This window comes from Agrococcus sp. KRD186 (assembly GCF_017168255.1).
In the GTDB taxonomy this organism is placed as follows: Bacteria; Actinomycetota; Actinomycetes; order Actinomycetales; family Microbacteriaceae; genus Agrococcus.
Map to the genome: position 1 here is coordinate 1442179 of NZ_JABFAP010000001.1, position 16980 is coordinate 1459158.

The 16980-nt window shown below is 70.4% G+C and carries 15 protein-coding genes; 5 read left to right on the forward strand and 10 right to left on the reverse strand.

Going from position 1 to position 16980, the window contains the following annotated elements; all coding sequences use genetic code 11:
• Positions 1 to 212 precede the first annotated feature (212 nt).
• Positions 213 to 662: an SRPBCC family protein gene (locus J1M46_RS06920; RefSeq protein WP_206447146.1), complete on the reverse strand. Its 450-nt coding sequence runs from the start codon at positions 660 to 662 to the stop codon at positions 213 to 215.
• A 133-nt stretch (positions 663 to 795) separates the two neighbouring features.
• Between J1M46_RS06920 and J1M46_RS06925 the strand changes: the two genes are divergently transcribed.
• Positions 796 to 1218, forward strand: a complete 423-nt coding sequence (locus J1M46_RS06925; protein ID WP_206447147.1) for an Hsp20/alpha crystallin family protein — start codon at positions 796 to 798, stop codon at positions 1216 to 1218.
• Positions 1219 to 1227: 9 nt separating this feature from the next.
• Here J1M46_RS06925 and J1M46_RS06930 read toward each other — a convergent pair whose 3' ends face one another.
• Both J1M46_RS06930 and J1M46_RS06935 read right to left on the reverse strand, forming a co-directional pair.
• Entirely contained in the window at positions 1228 to 1575 is a 348-nt protein-coding gene (locus tag J1M46_RS06930; protein WP_206447148.1) for a DUF488 domain-containing protein, read from the reverse strand.
• Between the two features lie 5 nt (positions 1576 to 1580).
• Positions 1581 to 2036 carry a YdeI/OmpD-associated family protein gene (locus J1M46_RS06935; protein WP_206447149.1) on the reverse strand — a complete coding sequence of 152 codons (456 nt, stop codon included), beginning with the start codon at positions 2034 to 2036 and terminating at the stop codon, positions 1581 to 1583.
• An 84-nt stretch (positions 2037 to 2120) separates the two neighbouring features.
• Between J1M46_RS06935 and thpR the strand changes: the two genes are divergently transcribed.
• Both thpR and J1M46_RS06945 read left to right on the forward strand, forming a co-directional pair.
• A complete protein-coding gene (gene thpR, locus J1M46_RS06940) occupies positions 2121 to 2672 on the forward strand; it encodes an RNA 2',3'-cyclic phosphodiesterase (protein WP_206447150.1) in 552 nt (183 codons plus the stop codon).
• Positions 2673 to 2721: 49 nt separating this feature from the next.
• A complete protein-coding gene (locus J1M46_RS06945; protein ID WP_241249047.1) occupies positions 2722 to 3504 on the forward strand; it encodes a YwaF family protein in 783 nt (260 codons plus the stop codon).
• Between the two features lie 141 nt (positions 3505 to 3645).
• On the opposite strand, the gene J1M46_RS06950 is transcribed toward J1M46_RS06945, so the two are convergent.
• The 4 genes from J1M46_RS06950 to J1M46_RS06965 all read right to left on the reverse strand — a co-directional run bounded on the left by J1M46_RS06950 (position 3646) and on the right by J1M46_RS06965 (position 8639).
• A complete protein-coding gene (locus tag J1M46_RS06950; RefSeq protein WP_206447151.1) occupies positions 3646 to 5574 on the reverse strand; it encodes a heavy metal translocating P-type ATPase in 1929 nt (642 codons plus the stop codon).
• A 115-nt stretch (positions 5575 to 5689) separates the two neighbouring features.
• Positions 5690 to 5926, reverse strand: a complete 237-nt coding sequence (locus tag J1M46_RS06955; RefSeq protein ID WP_206447152.1) for a heavy-metal-associated domain-containing protein — start codon at positions 5924 to 5926, stop codon at positions 5690 to 5692.
• Positions 5927 to 6060: 134 nt separating this feature from the next.
• A complete protein-coding gene (locus J1M46_RS06960; protein ID WP_206447153.1) occupies positions 6061 to 6840 on the reverse strand; it encodes a helix-turn-helix domain-containing protein in 780 nt (259 codons plus the stop codon).
• A 146-nt stretch (positions 6841 to 6986) separates the two neighbouring features.
• Positions 6987 to 8639, reverse strand: coding sequence for an ABC-F family ATP-binding cassette domain-containing protein (locus J1M46_RS06965; RefSeq protein WP_206447154.1), 1653 nt, complete (start codon positions 8637 to 8639; stop codon positions 6987 to 6989).
• 165 nt (positions 8640 to 8804) lie between these two features.
• On the opposite strand from J1M46_RS06965, the gene J1M46_RS06970 reads away from it, so the two are divergent.
• Positions 8805 to 10001, forward strand: a complete 1197-nt coding sequence (locus tag J1M46_RS06970; RefSeq protein WP_206447155.1) for a N(5)-(carboxyethyl)ornithine synthase — start codon at positions 8805 to 8807, stop codon at positions 9999 to 10001.
• A 34-nt stretch (positions 10002 to 10035) separates the two neighbouring features.
• Here the strand turns inward: J1M46_RS06970 and J1M46_RS06975 are convergent, their stop codons facing one another.
• From J1M46_RS06975 to J1M46_RS06985, 3 genes are all read right to left on the reverse strand, one after another.
• Positions 10036 to 11205: a hypothetical protein gene (locus J1M46_RS06975; RefSeq protein WP_206447156.1), complete on the reverse strand. Its 1170-nt coding sequence runs from the start codon at positions 11203 to 11205 to the stop codon at positions 10036 to 10038.
• A gap of 450 nt (positions 11206 to 11655) precedes the next feature.
• The gene (locus J1M46_RS06980) at positions 11656 to 12381 is read right to left on the reverse strand and encodes a competence/damage-inducible protein A (protein ID WP_206447157.1); all 726 of its coding nucleotides are present in this window, start codon (positions 12379 to 12381) and stop codon (positions 11656 to 11658) included.
• Between the two features lie 82 nt (positions 12382 to 12463).
• Entirely contained in the window at positions 12464 to 15955 is a 3492-nt protein-coding gene (locus J1M46_RS06985) for a DUF6357 family protein (protein ID WP_206447158.1), read from the reverse strand.
• An 83-nt stretch (positions 15956 to 16038) separates the two neighbouring features.
• On the opposite strand from J1M46_RS06985, the gene J1M46_RS06990 reads away from it, so the two are divergent.
• Entirely contained in the window at positions 16039 to 16854 is an 816-nt protein-coding gene (locus J1M46_RS06990; protein WP_206447159.1) for a suppressor of fused domain protein, read from the forward strand.
• Positions 16855 to 16980 lie beyond the last annotated feature (126 nt).

Consider the following 16980-nt stretch of genomic DNA (forward strand, 5'->3'; position numbering starts at 1 on the left):
CGGGGCCGCGTTGCTGGGGCCCCGGTGTTCTGCTGCGGAGGGCGCCGTGCAGATGACGGCGACCCGGTGAGCGGGCGACGGCGGCTGCGGTGCACGGGATGCCGTGATGCGGCACCGACGGTGACCGGCAAGCTGACGCCTGCCCCCATGCTACCCGCTCGCAGCAGGATTTCGCTCAGCGGCCGCGCTGAGCCCTCTGCGGGAGGTGCGGGTCAGGCCTCGAGCAGCCCCGCGAGCCGGTCGATCGAGGCCAGCAGGTTCGCCGGTTTCGTGTTGCGCGCCCGCTCGAGCCGGCTCTCGTCCTGCAGCTCGCTCCAGTCGTAGGTGTGGGTCACGCGCGTGCCGGCGCCCTCGGGCTCGAGCTCCCAGCGCCACAGCTGGCCGATCGGCGGCTTGCCCTCCTCCGCCGGCTTCCAGGCGATGCGGCGTCCTTCCTCGAACTCGACCACGTGATTCTCGCGCACCGCACCCTTGGTCAGCGTCATCGAGAACACCTCGCCCGTCGCGCGCACCCGCTGCCCCTCGGGCGCCGCGCCCAGGTTGTCGTTCCCGTCCCAGGCAGGCTGCTTCGCCGGGTCGGCGATCTGCTCGAAGATGACGTCGGCCGGCGCCGCGATCACGCGGCTGGCTTCGACGATGCGGGTCTCGGTGGTGTCGCTCATGCCGCCATCGAACCACGACGGATGCCGGGCGCGCCAACGTGCCCGCCCCCGGCATCCGCCCGTGGTCATTGAGCCGTCTGCGGAAGCGGAGTAGACATGGGGCAGGCACCGAGGCCGAGGGAGGGATCTCACCATGACTGCTGAGACTTCGCGCAAGTACCCGATCTTCCCGCCCTTCACGGAGTGGGTCGACGCGTTCGCGCTGATGGGCGGCTGGGACGGCAAGAGCCCGCTGCCGGGCATCCGCGTCGAGGAGATCCTGGAGGACGACGCCTTCATCGTGCACGCCGAGCTGCCCGGGCTCGAGCCCGAGCGCGACATCGACGTGACGGTCGAGCGCGGCGTGCTGCGCATCCACGCCGAGCGGCACCGCGACAAGCGCGAGCCGCAGCGCACCGAGTTCCGCTACGGCGCGCTCGCCCGCGACATCCGGCTGCCGCAGGGCGCGGATGACGACGACATCACCGCCGCCTACGAAGATGGCGTGCTGACGGTGCGGATCGGTCTGGGCCCGGTGACCGCCAAGCTGCGCCACATCCCGATCGAGCGCCGCTGACCGGCGGGCTCAGCGCGCCTCGAGCCAATCCCGCAGGACGGATGCGTTGCTGCGCTCGGTCTCGGGCGCCGTCGTCACGAAGGTGATGCGGTCGTGCCCCGCGAGCGAGGACGCGAGCTCGGCGCCGGCCTCCCCCGCGTCGAGCTCGTCGCGGTAGCGCGCGGCGAACTGCTCGAAGCCGTGCCCGCCGCTGTGGAACCACTGCCGCAGCTCGGTCGTCGGCGCCACCTCCTTGGGCCACGCCGCGATCGCCGCGCGCTCCTTGCTGACGCCGCGCGGCCACAGCCGATCGACCAGCACTCGCAGCCCGTCGTCGTCCGCGGGCTCGTCGTACACCCGCTTGATCGCGATCGCCATGTGCCTCACCCCGCCGTGATCTCGCGCAGCTGCTGCAGCACCTTCTCGAGCCGCCGCTGCTTCGTCTCCGCCGCCTTGGCGTCGGCGATCGTGCGCGTCATCTCCTTGCGCCGTGACGGGGCGAGCGCGTCGAAGGCGGCTCGCGCCGCCGGATCCTCGGCGAGGGCCGACTCCAGCTCCGGCGGCAGCTCGACGGCGCGCTCGGCGGTGTCGAGCGCGATGACCGCTTCGACGTCGTCGCCGTACTCGACGCCGAGCTCGGCCCGCGACGCCCTGCTGAGCCCGACCATGCTCTCGCCGCCCATCTGTCCGATGCGCAGTCGTGCGGTGCGCTGACCGATCGTGACCGTGACGGGGGCGTTCCGCGCCCCGCCGAGTGCGCTCACCTGCTCGTCCGTCAGTCGGATCGAGGCAGCGGGCCCCTCCTGCAGAATCGTGGTGCGGATGCGCAGCTCGGCCATCCCGTGAGCATACGTCGGCGCTTCGGTCGCGTCGAGGGATGCAGCCTCTCTGCGCGGAGTCGCGGCAGCGTCTAGCGTTGCTGCATGGGACGGCGGATGTTCGTGGCGGTCGTGCCGCCCGAGGACGTGCGAGCGGACCTCGCCGAGTTCCTCGACGTGCGCGAGGGGCTGCACTGGACGCCCGCCGACCGCATGCACCTGACGCTCGCCTTCCTGCCGGACGTGCCAGAGCGCATCCTCGAGCCGCTCGAGGAGCGGCTGCGCTTCGCGGTCGCGGACCTGGCGCCGTTCGGGTGCCGGCTGGGCGGGGCGGGCGCGTTCCCGCACCCCGACCGCCCGGCCGTGCTGTGGCTGGGCGTCGAGCGCGGCCACGCTGAGCTCGACGGCATGGCGCGTCGTGTGCGCGGCGCTGCGAACGACGCCGGCGCGGCGCCCGAGGGCCGGCGCTTCGTGCCGCACCTGACACTTGCCCGGCCGCTTCGCGGGCGAAGCGCGCTGCGGTGGGTGCGCGTGCTCGACACCTACCGCTCGAGGGAATGGCAGGTGGAGGAGCTCGAGCTGATCGACTCCCACCTGCTCGGCCGGGGGCGGCGCCCGCTGCACGAGGTGGTGTCCACGCTGCCGCTCGGCAGCTGATCGTGCCGCGCTGCACCGCGCGGTCCAATCTTTTGCCTAGACTGCAAGAATGATCCTCCGCGTCGTGCCGATCGACCGCATGCAGCCATATGGCGTGGAACATATGCTCGTGCTCGCCGTGACCGTCGTGCTGATCGTCGCGCTGCCCCTCGCGATCCGCAGGGCGAAGGATGTTCGGCGCGCGGAGCTCTGGATCACGCGCTCCGGCTGGATGCTGCTCGTGCTGACGCTGCTGTGGATGGCGTGGGGCATGCTGCCCGCGAACTGGGACATCAACGAGTCGCTCCCGTTCCATTTCTCGGACGCGCTGCGGCTGGTCACGGCCATCGCGCTCATCACCCGATCGGGCTGGGCGATCGCGGTGTCGCACTTCTGGGGCCTGACCCTGAACCTGCAGTCGTTCATCACCCCCGACCTCAACTACTTCCAGGTGCCGGCGCTCGAGTTCGCGATGTACTGGCTGCTGCACATCGCGGCGCTGCTCGCCCCGGTCGTGCTGGTCTGGGGCCTCGGCTTCCAGCCCACGTGGTTCGGCTACGGCACCGCGCTCGTGCTGACCGTGAGCTGGGCTGCCGTCGCCCTGGTCGCGAACTCGGTGACAGGCGCGAACTACGGGTATCTCAGCCGTGCGCCCGAGGGCCCGTCGATCCTTGATGCACTCGGGCCATGGCCGATCTACATCGGGTGGGAGGCGGTGCTGGTCGCCGGCGTGTGGGCACTCATGACCGTGCCCTGGACGACGCGCATGTTCACCGCGCACGCCCGCATCGACGACCGGCTCGGTCTGGTGCGCCGGCGCACGACGCGCGCCCAGCTGGCGCGGCGGGCCTGACTGCGCCGACGACGGTCGCGTGCGGCGAGCCGTCGAGGGCTGCACACCGCTGACCGAGCCCCTTGGGAGTGACGCGCGTAGGACTCGTAACCTGCGACATCGCCGTCGCGGCCGACGCATCGGCTGAGTCGCCTGGCCCGGTCAGCGCGTGCCCGTGGGCAGCCGGTCGAGCTCGGCCGCTCGCTCCACACTGCGAGCGGGGGCAGCCGCCGAGCGCCGGCGCAGCAGCCGCATCGCGTTGGCGATCACCACGAGCACAGATGCTTCGTGCACGAGCATGCCGATGGCCATCGTCACGCCACCCATGAAGACGCCTGCGAGCAGCGCCACCACCGTGATGAGCGCGATCGCGATGTTCTGCCGCATGACCGACACCGTGCGCTTCGCAAGCGAGATCGCCTCTGGCAGCTTCAGCAGGTCGTCGCCCATCAGCGCGATGTCGGCAGTCTCCACGGCCACGGCCGAACCCGCGGCACCCATCGCGACGCCGATGTCGGCGGTCGCGAGCGCCGGGGCGTCGTTGACGCCGTCGCCCACCATCGCGACGGTGTGACCGGCCTGCTGCAGCTCGCGGACAGCGGCGAGCTTGTCCTCGGGCAGCAGTCCCGCGCGCACGTCGTCGATGCCGGTCGCCGTGGCGATCGCATCGGCCACCAGCCGCACGTCGCCGGTGAGCATGATGACCTGCTGCACGCCCGCCTCGTGCAGCCTCGCCACCATCGCTGCGGCATCGGGGCGCACCGTGTCGGCGACGGCCACGACGCCGATCGCCTGGTCGTCGAGCGCCACGATCATCGGCGTGCGCCCCTGACGGGCGAGCTCGTCGGCCGCCCGCGCAGCGCCGCCGTCATCGCTGATGCCGTACTGCTCGAGCAGCGCGGCGTTGCCGATCAGGACGCGTCGCCCCTCGGTGGTCACGACGATCCCCTTGCCGGCGACGGGCTCGACCCGCTCCGGCAGGGCATAGGCGATCGCCTCGGCATCGGCGGCATCGAGGATGGGCTTCGCGAGCGGGTGCTCCGAGCCCGCTTCCGCCCGCGCCGCCCACCGCAGCACGTCAGAGCGCTCGAGTGCCGGGTCGAGCACGACGACATCCGTCAGCTCTGGACGGCCCTCGGTGAGGGTGCCCGTCTTGTCGACCGCGACGATGTCGATCTTCGCCGAGGTCTCGAGGTACTCGCCGCCCTTGATGAGGATGCCGTCCTTGGCGGCCCGGCCGATGCCCGCCACGATGGCGACCGGGATCGAGATCACGAGCGCGCCCGGGCAACCGATGACCAGCAGCGTCAGCGCCAGCACGACGTCGCCGCTGATCAGCCCGGCGGCCAGCGCCAGCACCATGACCCCGGGGGTGTACCAGCGCGAGAAGCGGTCGATGAACGACTGCGTCTTCGCCTTCGCGTCCTGCGCCTCCTCCACCCGGTGGATGATGCGCGCAAGCGTGGTGTCGGCGCCGATGCCGGTCGCGCGCACCTGCAGGAAGCCGCTGCGCGAGACGGTGCCGGCGAACACCAGGTCGCCGGCCGACTTCTCGACCGGAATCGACTCACCCGTGATCGAGGCCTCGTCGATGCCTGCGGAGCCGTCGATCACGATGCCGTCGACCGGCACCTTCGCACCGTTCTTCACCAGCACGGTCTCGTCGGGCGCGACCGCGCCGGCCTGCACCTCGACCTGTCGGCCGTCGCGAAGCACGACGGCGACATCGGGGGCGACCGCGACGAGCGCGGCGAGGGCAGCGCGCGTGCGGTTGAGGGTCGCGGCCTCGAGCGCGTGCCCGACCGCGAACAGGAAGGTGACGGCGGCCGCCTCCCAGTAGTTGGCGATGATGATCGCGCCGATGGCGGCGACCGACACCAGCAGGTCGATGCCGATGTGCTTGGCGAGCAGCGATCGCACCGCGCCGACCGCGATGTGCCAGCCGGCGACGACGGCCGCCGCGACCATCAGGAGGTCGCCCGCGAGGGTCATCCCCAGCGCGCGATCGGCGACGAACGACAGCACGATCAGCGTGCCCGACACTGCGGGGACGAACCATCGCCCTGCCGCAACCTTCCGCAACCTGTTCACGGTCCTGCTCTTCTCTGCTCGATGCTGCTCTGCTCAGTGCTCGCCTACGAGCGGGTGCTCGCCTGCGAATGGGGCCGCCGCCGCAGAGACCGATGCTCTACGGCGGCGACGGAGATCAGAACGCGGAGGGCGTCGAGGCGTAGCCGGCCTTCGCGACCGCGTCGACGATCTCGTCGACGCTGACCTGGGCGGCGTCGTGCTCGACCTCGATGCGCGAGGATGCGAAGTGCACCTTCACCTCGTCGACGCCGTCCAGGCGCCCGACCTGCTTCTCGATCTTCGTCACGCACGAGGGGCAGGAGAAGCCTTCCGCGCGGAGCTTCGTGTGCGTGGTGTTCGTCGTGGTGGTCATGACCGTCCTCCTCCTTGGCGGCCCCCGTCTGGAGGCTCGATCTCAATCTAGGAAGGCGCGCGCGTCGCGACCATGACGCGCGTCATGCTGCTGCAGATCGCTCGGCGATGCCCCGGTCGAGCGGATGCGGGAGCTCAGTCGGCGAGGTCGCGGAGCCCTGCGAGGTCCACGAGCCGCGTCCATCGGCGACCCGACTCGACCAGGCCGGCCGTGCGCATCCGACTCATCGCCCGGGAGACCGACTCGGGGGTCGAGCCGGTGATGCCGGCGAGGTCTGCCCGGGTCAGCGGCAGCTGGATGAGGATGCCGGCGCCGTCGTCATCGCGCTCGCCGAACTTGGCCGCCAGCCGCAGCAGCGTCGCCGCGACCCGCTGCGTGACCGTGGTCGAGCGCTGCGTGACGGCCTCGCGGGATTCCAGCAGCTGGTCGGCCAGGTCGTCGATCAGGCGCAGCGCGACGGGTGGGAACTCGCGCAGGATGCGGTGGAAGCCGTCGGCGTCGATGCGCAGCACGCAGGCGGTCGTGAGCGCCTCGACCGTCTCGGCGTGCGCGGCGCGGCCGACGGAGTCCACCCCGCCGAAGGCGTCGCCGGAGCCGAGCAGGTCGACCACCACCTGCTGGCCCTCGGGGCTCGTGCGGTAGGCCTTCATGCGCCCGGCGGCGAGCACGTAGAAGTGCTGCGCGCGCTCGCCCTGCCGGTGGATGACGTCGGTGGGGTCCGCGTGGAAGTTCGTCATCCGCTCGTCGATCGATCGCAGCTCGGCGTCGGAGAGCTCGGCGAACAGCGGCGTCTGCCGGAGCACGCGCATGCGCAGCGCGGGCGAGCAGGTGTGGGAGGGCGCGTAGCTCGTCCTGACGGGGATCGCCCGGCGCCCGCCCGGCGGATCGATCGCCGGGTTCGTCTGTGTGCTCACACGGCTCACTCTGGCACGCGCGGACGAGCCGCGACTGTTCCCGTGCGACTCGGAGCCCTCCCGCGCTAGGGCAGCGCCTGCTCTGCCTCGACTGCATGAACCCGATGATGTTGCCGGCCGGATCCGTCGCCCGGGACCGGTGGCGCTCACCGCTCCGAGACCATCCCGGCATCGACGACCCAGTGCCGATCCAACCGCACCGTCTCGAGCATCCGCCGGTCATGCGTCACCAGCAGCAGCGTGCCGTCGTAGCCCTCGAGCGCCTGCTCGAGCTGCTCGATCGCGGCCAGGTCGAGGTGGTTCGTCGGCTCGTCGAGCACCAGCACGTTCACCCCGCGCGCCTGCAGCAGCGCCATCGCCGCCCGCGTGCGCTCGCCGGGTGAGAGCTCGTCCATCGGGCGGCCGACGTGATCGGCGCGCAGCCCGAACTTCGCCAGCAGCGTGCGCACCTCGCCCGCCGCCATCTCCGGCACGAGCGACTCGAAGGCGATCGCGAGCGGCCGCGTGCCCGAAAGCAGCGAGCGCGCCTGGTCGATCTCGCCGATCTGCACGCTCGCACCCAGGCTCGCCGAGCCCGCATCCGGCGCCTGCTTGCCCAGCAGCGCGCGCAGCAGCGTCGACTTGCCGGCACCGTTGGGGCCGGTGATGCCGATGCGCTCCCCCGCGCTCACCTGCAGCGACACCGGGCCGAGCGTGAAGTCGCCCTGCCGCAGCACGGCCCCGCTGAGCGTCGAGACGACCGAGCTCGACCGAGGCGCCGCCGCGATGCTGAACTCGAGCTGCCACTCCTTGCGGGGCTCCTCGACCTCGTCGAGCCGCGCGATGCGACTCTCCATCTGCCGCACCTTCTGCGCCTGCTTCTCGCTCGACTCCGTCATCGCCCGGCGGCGGTTCTTGTCGTTGTCGGGCGCCTTCTTCATGGAGTTGCGCACGCCCTGGCTCGACCACTCCCGCTGCGTGCGGGCACGCGCGACCAGATCGGCCTTCTTCTCGGCGAACTCGTCGTACTGCTCGCGCGCGTGCCGGCGCACCGTCGCCCGCTCCTCCAGGTAGGAGTCGTAGCCGCCGCCGTAGAGGTGGTTCGAGGACTGCGCCAGATCGAGCTCGAGCACGCGCGTCACGCAGCGCGCGAGGAACTCGCGATCATGGCTGACGAGCACGACGCCGCCGCGCAGGCCCTGCACGAACGCCTCGAGCCGCTCGAGCCCGTCGAGATCGAGGTCGTTGGTCGGCTCGTCGAGCAGCACGATGTCGAAGCGGCTCAGCAGCAGCGCGGCGAGCCCCACGCGCGCCGCCTGCCCACCCGAGAGCGAGGTCATCAGCGCATCGCCGTCCACCTCGAGCCCGAGCTCGGCCAGCACGATCGGCAGCCGCTCGTCGAGGTCGGCGGCGCCGCTCGCGAGCCATCGGTCGAGAGCGGATGCGTAGACATCGGCCGGGTCTGTCCCGGTCGCCGCGAGCGAGGGGTCACCGAGGGCCGCCGCGGCGGCATCCATCTCGCGGGTGGCCTCCGCGCATCCGGTGCGGCGGCCGATGTAGTCGAGCACGCTCTCGCCCACCATCCGCTCGTGCTCCTGCGGCAGCCAGCCGACGAAGGCGTCCGCGGGCGCGAGCGAGACAGAGCCGGCCTGCGGCTCGTCGATGCCCGCGAGGATCCGCAGCAGCGTGGACTTGCCCGCGCCGTTCACCCCGACCACGCCGACGACGTCGCCGGGCGCGACGGTGAGGTCGAGCGAGTCGAAGAGCGTGCGGTGGCCGTGGCCGCCCGCGAGCGACTGGGCGACGAGCGTTGCGGTCATCTCGCAATTCTCTCAGTGCAACGCAGCGCGCTGCGAGCGGGCACGATCAGCTTGGCGCCGGCGTGCGCAGCGGCGCGCGCCACCTCGCGGCCGACTATCGGCCGACGGCGTACGCGTACGATCGGGCCAGGAGCTGAACCTGGTTCCCCGATGATGGGAGTACCGATGTCCGGCGCCGCGCAACCCCCCTCCGGCATATCCACCCCGTCGTCGGGCAGCGAGCTGCTCACGCTGGGGCTGCTCGCAGACTCCTCGATGGAGAACGAGCAGCGGCTGCCGATCCACCCCCATCACCTCGACAGGGTCGACCCGGACCTGCGTTCGCGGATGATCGTCGAGCGCGGCTACGGTGCTGACTTCCAGCTGGAGCCCGGCTACGTCGAGTCTCGTGTCGGCAGGCTCGCGGATCGCTCCGAGGTGATCGAGTCGGCTGACGTGCTGCTGCTGCCGAAGCCGCAGGCGGCCGACGTGGCGCAGATCCCCGAGGGCCGGGTCCTGTGGGGCTGGCCGCATTGCGTGCAGGACACCGGAATGACGCAGACGGCGATCGATCGTCGCCTCACGCTCATCGCGTTCGAGGCGATGAACCACTGGGGCCGACGCGGTGACTTCAGCCTGCACGTCTTCCACATGAACAACGAGCTCGCCGGCTACTGCTCCGTGCTCCACGCCCTGCAGCTCGTCGGGTCGACCGGCATGTACGGGCCGCGCCGCAGCGCGGTCGTCATCGGCTTCGGCGCGACGGCACGGGGTGCCGTGACCGCGCTCAACGCGCAGGGCATCCACGACATCCAGGTGCTCACGCAGCGCGGCATCGCCGCCGTCGGATCCCCCATCCACGGGGTGCACATCTCTCAGCTGAACACCGACGAGGGCGAGATCCACCTGAGCGAGGTGCTCACGAAGGACGGCGACGTCCTGCTGCCGAAGTTCCTGGCTTCGCACGACATCGTCGTCAACTGCACACTCCAGGACGTCACGGCGCCATTGACCTATCTGCGCACCGAGGATCTGGCGGGATTCGCCACGGGCAGCCTGATCATCGACGTGTCGTGCGACGAAGGCATGGGCTTCGAGTGGGCGAGGCCCACCACCTTCGACGAGCCGATGTTCATGGTCGGCGAAGGCGTCAACTACTACGCAGTCGACCACAGCCCGTCGTACCTGTGGAACTCGGCAACCTGGGAGATCAGCCAGGCGCTGCTGCCGTTCTTGCGCACGGTCATGGAGGGGCCCGCCGCGTGGGCAGAGAGCCTGACGGTCTCCCGGGCGATCGAGATCCACGACGGCGTGATCGCGAACCCGAGCATCCTCAGCTTCCAGGCCCGCGAAGCGGCCTATCCGCACGCCAGGACTGCGTAGGGATCGACCGAGACGTCGCTTGACATAGAGCTCCTCACGGCGACGAGAGCTGGCGCCACTTCTCCATGGTGTCTCGCTCGAAGCGCCAGGGGCGCACGCGGAGGCCCTTGGGGAGCTCCTCCTCGAGACTGACGCTGATCTTTGCGATCTTGCCATTCCAACTCGAGCGCACGTGCACCCAGCCCTGCTCGAAGGCCCACAGATCGTCATGCATGCCGTACTCGGTGGGTGCCCCGAACGGGATCTCATTGCGCCTCGGGTTGGCCGGCAGTCCGTCGACGAAGGCCTCGAAGCCAATGCTTCTGTCGTTCATCTCGACAGCGACGACGACGTTGGCGCGCATCCGCAGCTGTACGCCGCGCAGGCCCTGTGCGTGCACGACGAGTGGGTTCGAGGCGTCGCGACCCAAGAGGTCGAGGAACAGCGTGACGGTGCCGGATCGCCAGCGGTTGAGCGCATGCGAGACGGTGAAGCCGGCGAGGACCGCCGTGATCTCGATCGGCCTCTCATCGCCGCTCCTCAGTTCGTAGGAGATCAGCAGATCGCGCTGGCCAAAGCGATACAGGTCAGTGCCCCCGTTCGAGTCCGCGGGAGCGCCGAGCGCCTGGTGCAGCGCCGCTCTGCTCAGCGGCCACGTGGCTCCAGGCACGAGTTCGCCGGCATGTCGGTAGATGGGCTCGGTCGTGCCCGGGCTCAACCCGATGCGCACGCTCAGCACCCGGTCGTCCTCCACCTGCATCTCAACCCCGTTCGCAAAGACAAGCAAGCGGCGGCCAGCGCCTGAGGACCCCATCCACCGCTGATTGCGCGCACCGCTCAGCTGCGCCGCGGCCCGGAAGCGCGGCGCTTCTTCGGGCTCACCCAGTGCCGAGAGGAAGATCCCAATCTGCCCGCCGGGCAGAGGCTGTCGCGCGGCTTCCTCCAGCGCGATCTCGGTCAGGCCGCCGTTCACGAACCCCAGTCGCGCTCGCATTCCTTCGATGGCGAAGACGGTTCCGGATGCGTCCACGGGCGGTCCCAGCACGGCTCGCGCCCGCTCGCGATCACTTCCAGCGCGGAGACCCCCGATCAGCGCGGCCGGCCGAGGGTATGCGCCATCACCAGCAAGCCGGAACGCCATGCCACGGACGCCTTCGGCGTCGCCCAAGACCAGCCCCGTGCCTGCGGCAAGTCGACGGGAGATCCCGACCCGCTCGTCGTCCATCGGTGCGCCAATAGCGTCGATGTGCCACCAGAGCTCCCCAGCAAACTTCGGTGGGAGCATCCGACCGCGGTGCGGAAACCAGTGCGTGGGCCGGAATCCGCCTCGACGAGGATCAAACAGGCGCAACTCATCGTGCTCACCCCGCCAGTACTCGTGCACGAGGTCAGCGGAGATCGAGGCGTCTGCGATTGCTGCCGTGTACTGCTCTTCGGTGAGCGCGAAGAGCGAATCTGCTGAGCCATGACCGACCTGCTGGTCGACGCCGACCCAAGCGCGACCCGACGACACCTCGACCCCGACGCTCGGCCTCTGCATGACCTGCACGAAGCATCTCGGTTCGAAGCCGTCCCTGTCGCTGTCCTTGTGCACACCTGCTCCTTATCAGCCAACTCCGCGCTCGACTTCAGCTGCATCTGCCCGGAACGCGATCGTCTCGTTGTGTGGCCCCGTTCAGCCGAGGGAATCGCGCAGCCCCTCGAGCTGCGCGACTGCCATATCGAGCGCCGCCGGATCGGTGCTGCGGACGACGATGTTCGTGCCATAGATGTGACCATCCGCGAACGGATAGGAGCCGAGGCTGAGCTCGGGATGCTGCGCGGCGAGCTCGCGCAGCGGCGAGGCGATGCGCCCCTCACCGACCTCGAACCGCACCTCGCGCGAGACGACCGCCTCGCCCCTGCTGAGGCTGGGCAGCAGTGCGTCGAGCATCGAGACGAAGATGCTCGGCACGCCAGCCATGACATGCACGTTGCCGATGCTGAACCCGGGCACGCCGCTGATGCCGTTGGCGATGAGCGTCGCCCCCTCGGGGATGCGCGCCATGCGCAGGTGGTCGTCGGTCAGTCGACGCGGATCGCCAACCGCAGCAGCGACCATCGCGCGCGCATCCTCTCGCACGTCGATGCTCACCTCGAAGGCCGCCGCGACGGCGTCAGCGGTGATGTCGTCGTGGGTGGGACCGATGCCCCCGGAGGTGAAGACATGATCGACGGCCGCGCTCAGCGCGTGCAGCCCCTCCACGATCGCGCGATGATCGTCGGGCACCACCCGCATCTCGACCAGATCGATGCCGACCCGCACGAGTTGGCCGGCCAGATGGTAGGCGTTCGCCTCACGGGTGCGGCCGGAGAGGATCTCGTCGCCGATGACGAGGATGGCGGCGGTCGGGTTCGTCATGCACCAAGGATGCCGGAATTGCGGCGACGCGTGCGACCCACGGATGCGGCGCACGGCGAGGCGGGACCGGTGCGCGGGCGGTTCAACGCACGGCGCCTGGCGGCAGTGGAGGCGGCTCTGGGAAGTCGCCGCCGAGCTGCGCCTCGAGGCGCGCCAGGTCAGGCAGGCCCTGCTGTGCCTCCTCGCGGCTGATCACCTGCGGGAAGCTGAACGCGCCGACCTCCCAGTAGGCGCCACAGCTGCGGCAGCGCCGCACCTCCCCCATGAGCCGCTCGCTCTCGCCGATCGTCACCGGTCCCCCGACGTGCGTGACCCAGTACGAGCTGCAGATCTCGCACGCACCCAGCCTCGGCTGGGTGACGCGCCAAGCACGCGTCGCCTCGGCCGCCAGTGCTCGGTATCGCGGCCCGCCGCGCCCCCGATACAGGTCGCGCGAGTCGAATGCCCCACCCGACGCAGAGGGGTCGTGTTGGATGCGCGAGGCGAGTTGGTCGAGGTACCCCGTGCCATCGCGCCGAAAGCCCGCGGTCTCCGTCGCATCGAGTCGGAGCAGCAGGGAGTTCTCCTGCTCGCTGCCGCTGCGCTTGGTGGCGAGCAGCAGGTCGTGGCCGCTGTGCAGCAGCACCCATTCGCCGGGCTGAACCTCGACGACCTCGGCCGGCGCATCCTCGTGCATGCCACGCATCAATTCGAGGTGGCGCGCGATCCCTGCCCTGCGCTCGCGCGCCTTGCCGTCGGCATCCATGGATGCGAACGACGCCGCCCCCGCCCAGGCGAGGCGAGGCGGCACCTCGCTCCATCGCATCCTGTCGAGCACGGCCGGATCGACGTGCTTGAAGATCGCGGCGCCGCGGATCGCCAGCCCCCACTCGAGCAGACGCGTGCAGTCGAGGCACTCGAGGAAGCTGACGATCGTGTACTTCATGTCAGAGGCGAACAGGTCGATCATGTCTGCGAGCGGCACGTCGCCGACGATCGCTCGCATGCGGCCGGCGGCGACGCGATCCTGCAGCGCCTGCGTGGTGGCATCGATGTCGATGTCGTACGGCGGCTTGCCGTCGGATCGCACCAATGCCGAGTCGCACGTCGCGCACGACTGCGGCTCGCTCACCGGGTCGAGCGGCGGCGCGACGTCTGGGTGCGCGCCGGCGGCACCCAGGCCGATGCGCGGGTCGGTGCGCACCCAGACCTCTCCGTCAGCGGATCCCGGCGGGCTGTCGACCAGCTCGAGGCCGAGCGCCTCGACCGCCTGCAGCAGCGCACCGCGCGCCTCCCCCGCCTGTCCGAGGGTGCAGCTGTCGAACAGCACCCAATGCACGTCCCAGCGGTCGAAGAAGCCGGTCACGGCCCATGCCCGTCTCAGGACGCCGACGGCAGCACCATCGAGGGATGCCGCGTCGTCCAGCACTGCCTCACTCGCGGCGGCTGCGGCGAATCCGCGCCCCACGTCGTCGGCGCTCCACCACAGAGCCGCCGCAACGACGGCCTCCTGCGTGAACGACTCGATCTCGAGGAAGGGGTCGACGAGTCGCTCGACGCCGGTCGCGGCGAGACCGAGCTCGGCTTCCCGCAGCACTGGCACCAGCCCATCGGCCAGTGCGCACGGGCCGGCAAACGTGAAGACGCCGGTGGCGGGCGCGCTCCCAGCCAGCGCGAGCACCGCCGCAGGCACCTCCGGTTGCACGCCCGCGGCATCCACGGCGGATGCGCTGAGCGGGCTCGTGCGGTCGTTCGTCACGAGCAGGCCTCGGCCGTCGGCGGTGAACCACGCGTCGACGGTCGAGCCGTCGTCGTGCGCGTAGCCGTAGTGCGTGACACCGTCGACGATCACGGGCTCGCGGCCGCCGATCCGCGTCAGGACGGCCAGCCGATGGCGCAGCTCCCGCGGGTGCGTGCGTCGCAGCCTCGACTCGTCCATCGCCATCCGCAGCTGCGCACCGACGAGCGCCTGCTGGTCTGGAAGCCACGGGCCGTGCCGCTCGAGCGCGGTGATCCCGCCGCTGACGAACGTGCTGACCAACGCGAAGTAGTCGCCGAACTCGGGGACGGCGCGAAGATCCACGCTCACAGGATCGGTCGTTGCTCGCCCGATCGCGTCGGCGCCGAGCAAGAGCATGATCCCCTCGCCATGCTCCTCGTCCTCGATGCCGAACGTCAGCGTGCCGTCGGGCTGGCGCTCGCGCACGAAGGCCCAGAACGCTGCTTGCGCCGAAAGCGCATCGCCCGGTGCCCAGCGCTGCTCGTCGTCTTCGCCGTCGCTGAACAGCAGCGGACGCTGCGAGGCCAGCCTCGCCCGACCGGAACCCTCGCCGTCGCGCGACCGCACGGTGGCGTTGCAGACGACGCGGAACGTGCCCTCAGCAGCACCGACGAATGAGCGGATGCTGTGGTTCCGCACGAGCAGGCAAGAGCCCAGCCGATTCGGCGCACCGAATGTCACCACCTCAGCGAAGTCGCGCCACTCGCCTCGCGACTTGCCGCGACATACCCACCCGGTCCTCGGCGCATCCGCCAGGAACGGCTCGATGACTCTCGCGAGCACGGCCGAGAGCGGGAGCCGCGCAGGAACCTCGAAGGTCGCGGTGCGCTCTCCCTGGTCACCCGGATGCGCATCCTCGCGCCACAGCTCGACGGTGATCAGTTCATGCTGCTCACTGGCGTCGGACTCCTCATCGCCGGGCGGCGGCCACCGAAGGTCGAGCTCGCGCAGCACATAGGGCTCGGCGACGCCGTCGGTCGCGGCGTAGGCGGCGAAGATCTCGGCCGCCTCGTCGGCAGTCAGCACCTCGCTGGGTCGCAGCATCGTCTCGTGACGACCGCCGTCCCAGCTGACAGCCTCGGTCAGCGCTTCGCCCTCACCGCCCGCTCTGCCGAGCACGTGCTGGTGCGCAGTGCCGTCGGCATCGACGAAGCGCACCTCGACCGTCATCGCGGCGGCAGCGCCGGCGCATTGCATGTACGCATCGGCCTCGGGGATCTCCTGCTCGAGATCCAGCTCGGTCGGTGCTCGCCAGATCGCATACGACCAGCGCGATGAGCCGTCCATGCTGCGCAGTATCGCTCGCAGGTCCTCGAGCGTCGGTGGCGCGTCGAGCGGGAGCGCACGATTGCTCGAGCCGTTCCGCTGGTCGATGTGGGTGCCGTGCGTCATCGCAGCACCCTTGGCGCGCATGCGCGCCCAGTGTTGCCGCTCCACGTCGGCCTGTTGCTCGGCAACGGTGATCGCCGTCGCGGGGTCGACGGGCTCGAACGTGTCGACGAGGTCTTCGACCTGTCCCCCCATCTGCCGGTAGGCCCGCTGCCCGCCACCCTGGTCACGCGCCTGGCCGCTCGGCCAGACGCCGAGCTGCGCACCGGCGACGCCGACGCGCCACCCTTCAGGCTCGAGCTGCTCGCGCACGAGGCAGAGCGCTTCGAACGCGTCATCGGCGAGCGCCTCGACGGTGTCGAACTCGGCGCACTCGAGCGATACCGTCCAGCGGTAGTCGGCGGTCAGCTGCCACGCGACGGAGGCGGCATGCACGACACCGTCTCTGCTCAACTGCACGGCCTGCGGGCTCTCGATGATGCGCACGCACTTGACTGTATGCGGCGCCGCGCGGCCGCCTCACGGCATCCGCCCATGTTCACGCGTTCCCGCGCTGGTTGACTCGCGACATGGCCGATGCCCAAGCGTTCCCCTCCCATGTCTTCGACGCGCTGGGGGTCGACCCGCTCATGCACCCCGACCCGATCGGCGGCACGGTGCGCGTGGTGGAGAAGCGGCCGCCAGGCGGCCCGATCGTCATGATGACGTCGGGCGCATCGCTGCTGCCGACCGATTCCGGCGAGCGCGTCGAGCTCGCGGTCGAGACGATCGAGGGCCAGCAGGGCGCGGCGATCATCGCCATGAAGATCGTCTGCGACGACATGGCGACGAACCGTCGTGTGCCGCCTGTCGGTTCGCCGTGGCGCAACAGCGAGCCCTTCCTCAACGGCACCCGCTTGTCAGCGATCATGGTCACGCCGTCGCGCTGGGGCGACGCGTTCGACGAGGTGCGGTCGGCAGATGGCGCGACCATCGGACACGTGCGGATGCTGCGACTGCTCACGGACTCGGAGGCGTCGTTCGCGCGGGCCAACGGCTGGGAGGCGCTGGTGGCTGCGGCGGGTTCGGTCGACGCGCTGCTCGATGTCACGCGCGCCGATACGGTCGCCGGAGCCGGATTGCCCGGCGATGCACCGGTCTTCCTCTCGAAGATGCACGCCGATCACCCGCCGCGCTGGGTCACGTTCACCGGCAACGACCTCGAGTCGTTCACGGGACTGGAGACCGACGAGTACATGGAAGACGCGGCCAATCGCGAGATCTGGTCGTACTCGTCGTTCCATGCGCGCTACCCGTGGGTGGAGGGGTTCGTCAGCGAAGCCAGACCGGGGCAGACCGCGCTCTTCACCGACGGCTCGGGCGCCTACACGCTCGAGGACGACTGACGCGAGCCTGCCGTCGTGCTGGTCATCGGGCGAGCCAGCGTGGCGTCCCGTCGATCTCGCCCTGCTCGCGACGCCGCAGGGATCAGCCCCTAGGAGACTGCTGAACAATCCGGCGGGTTGAGGCGT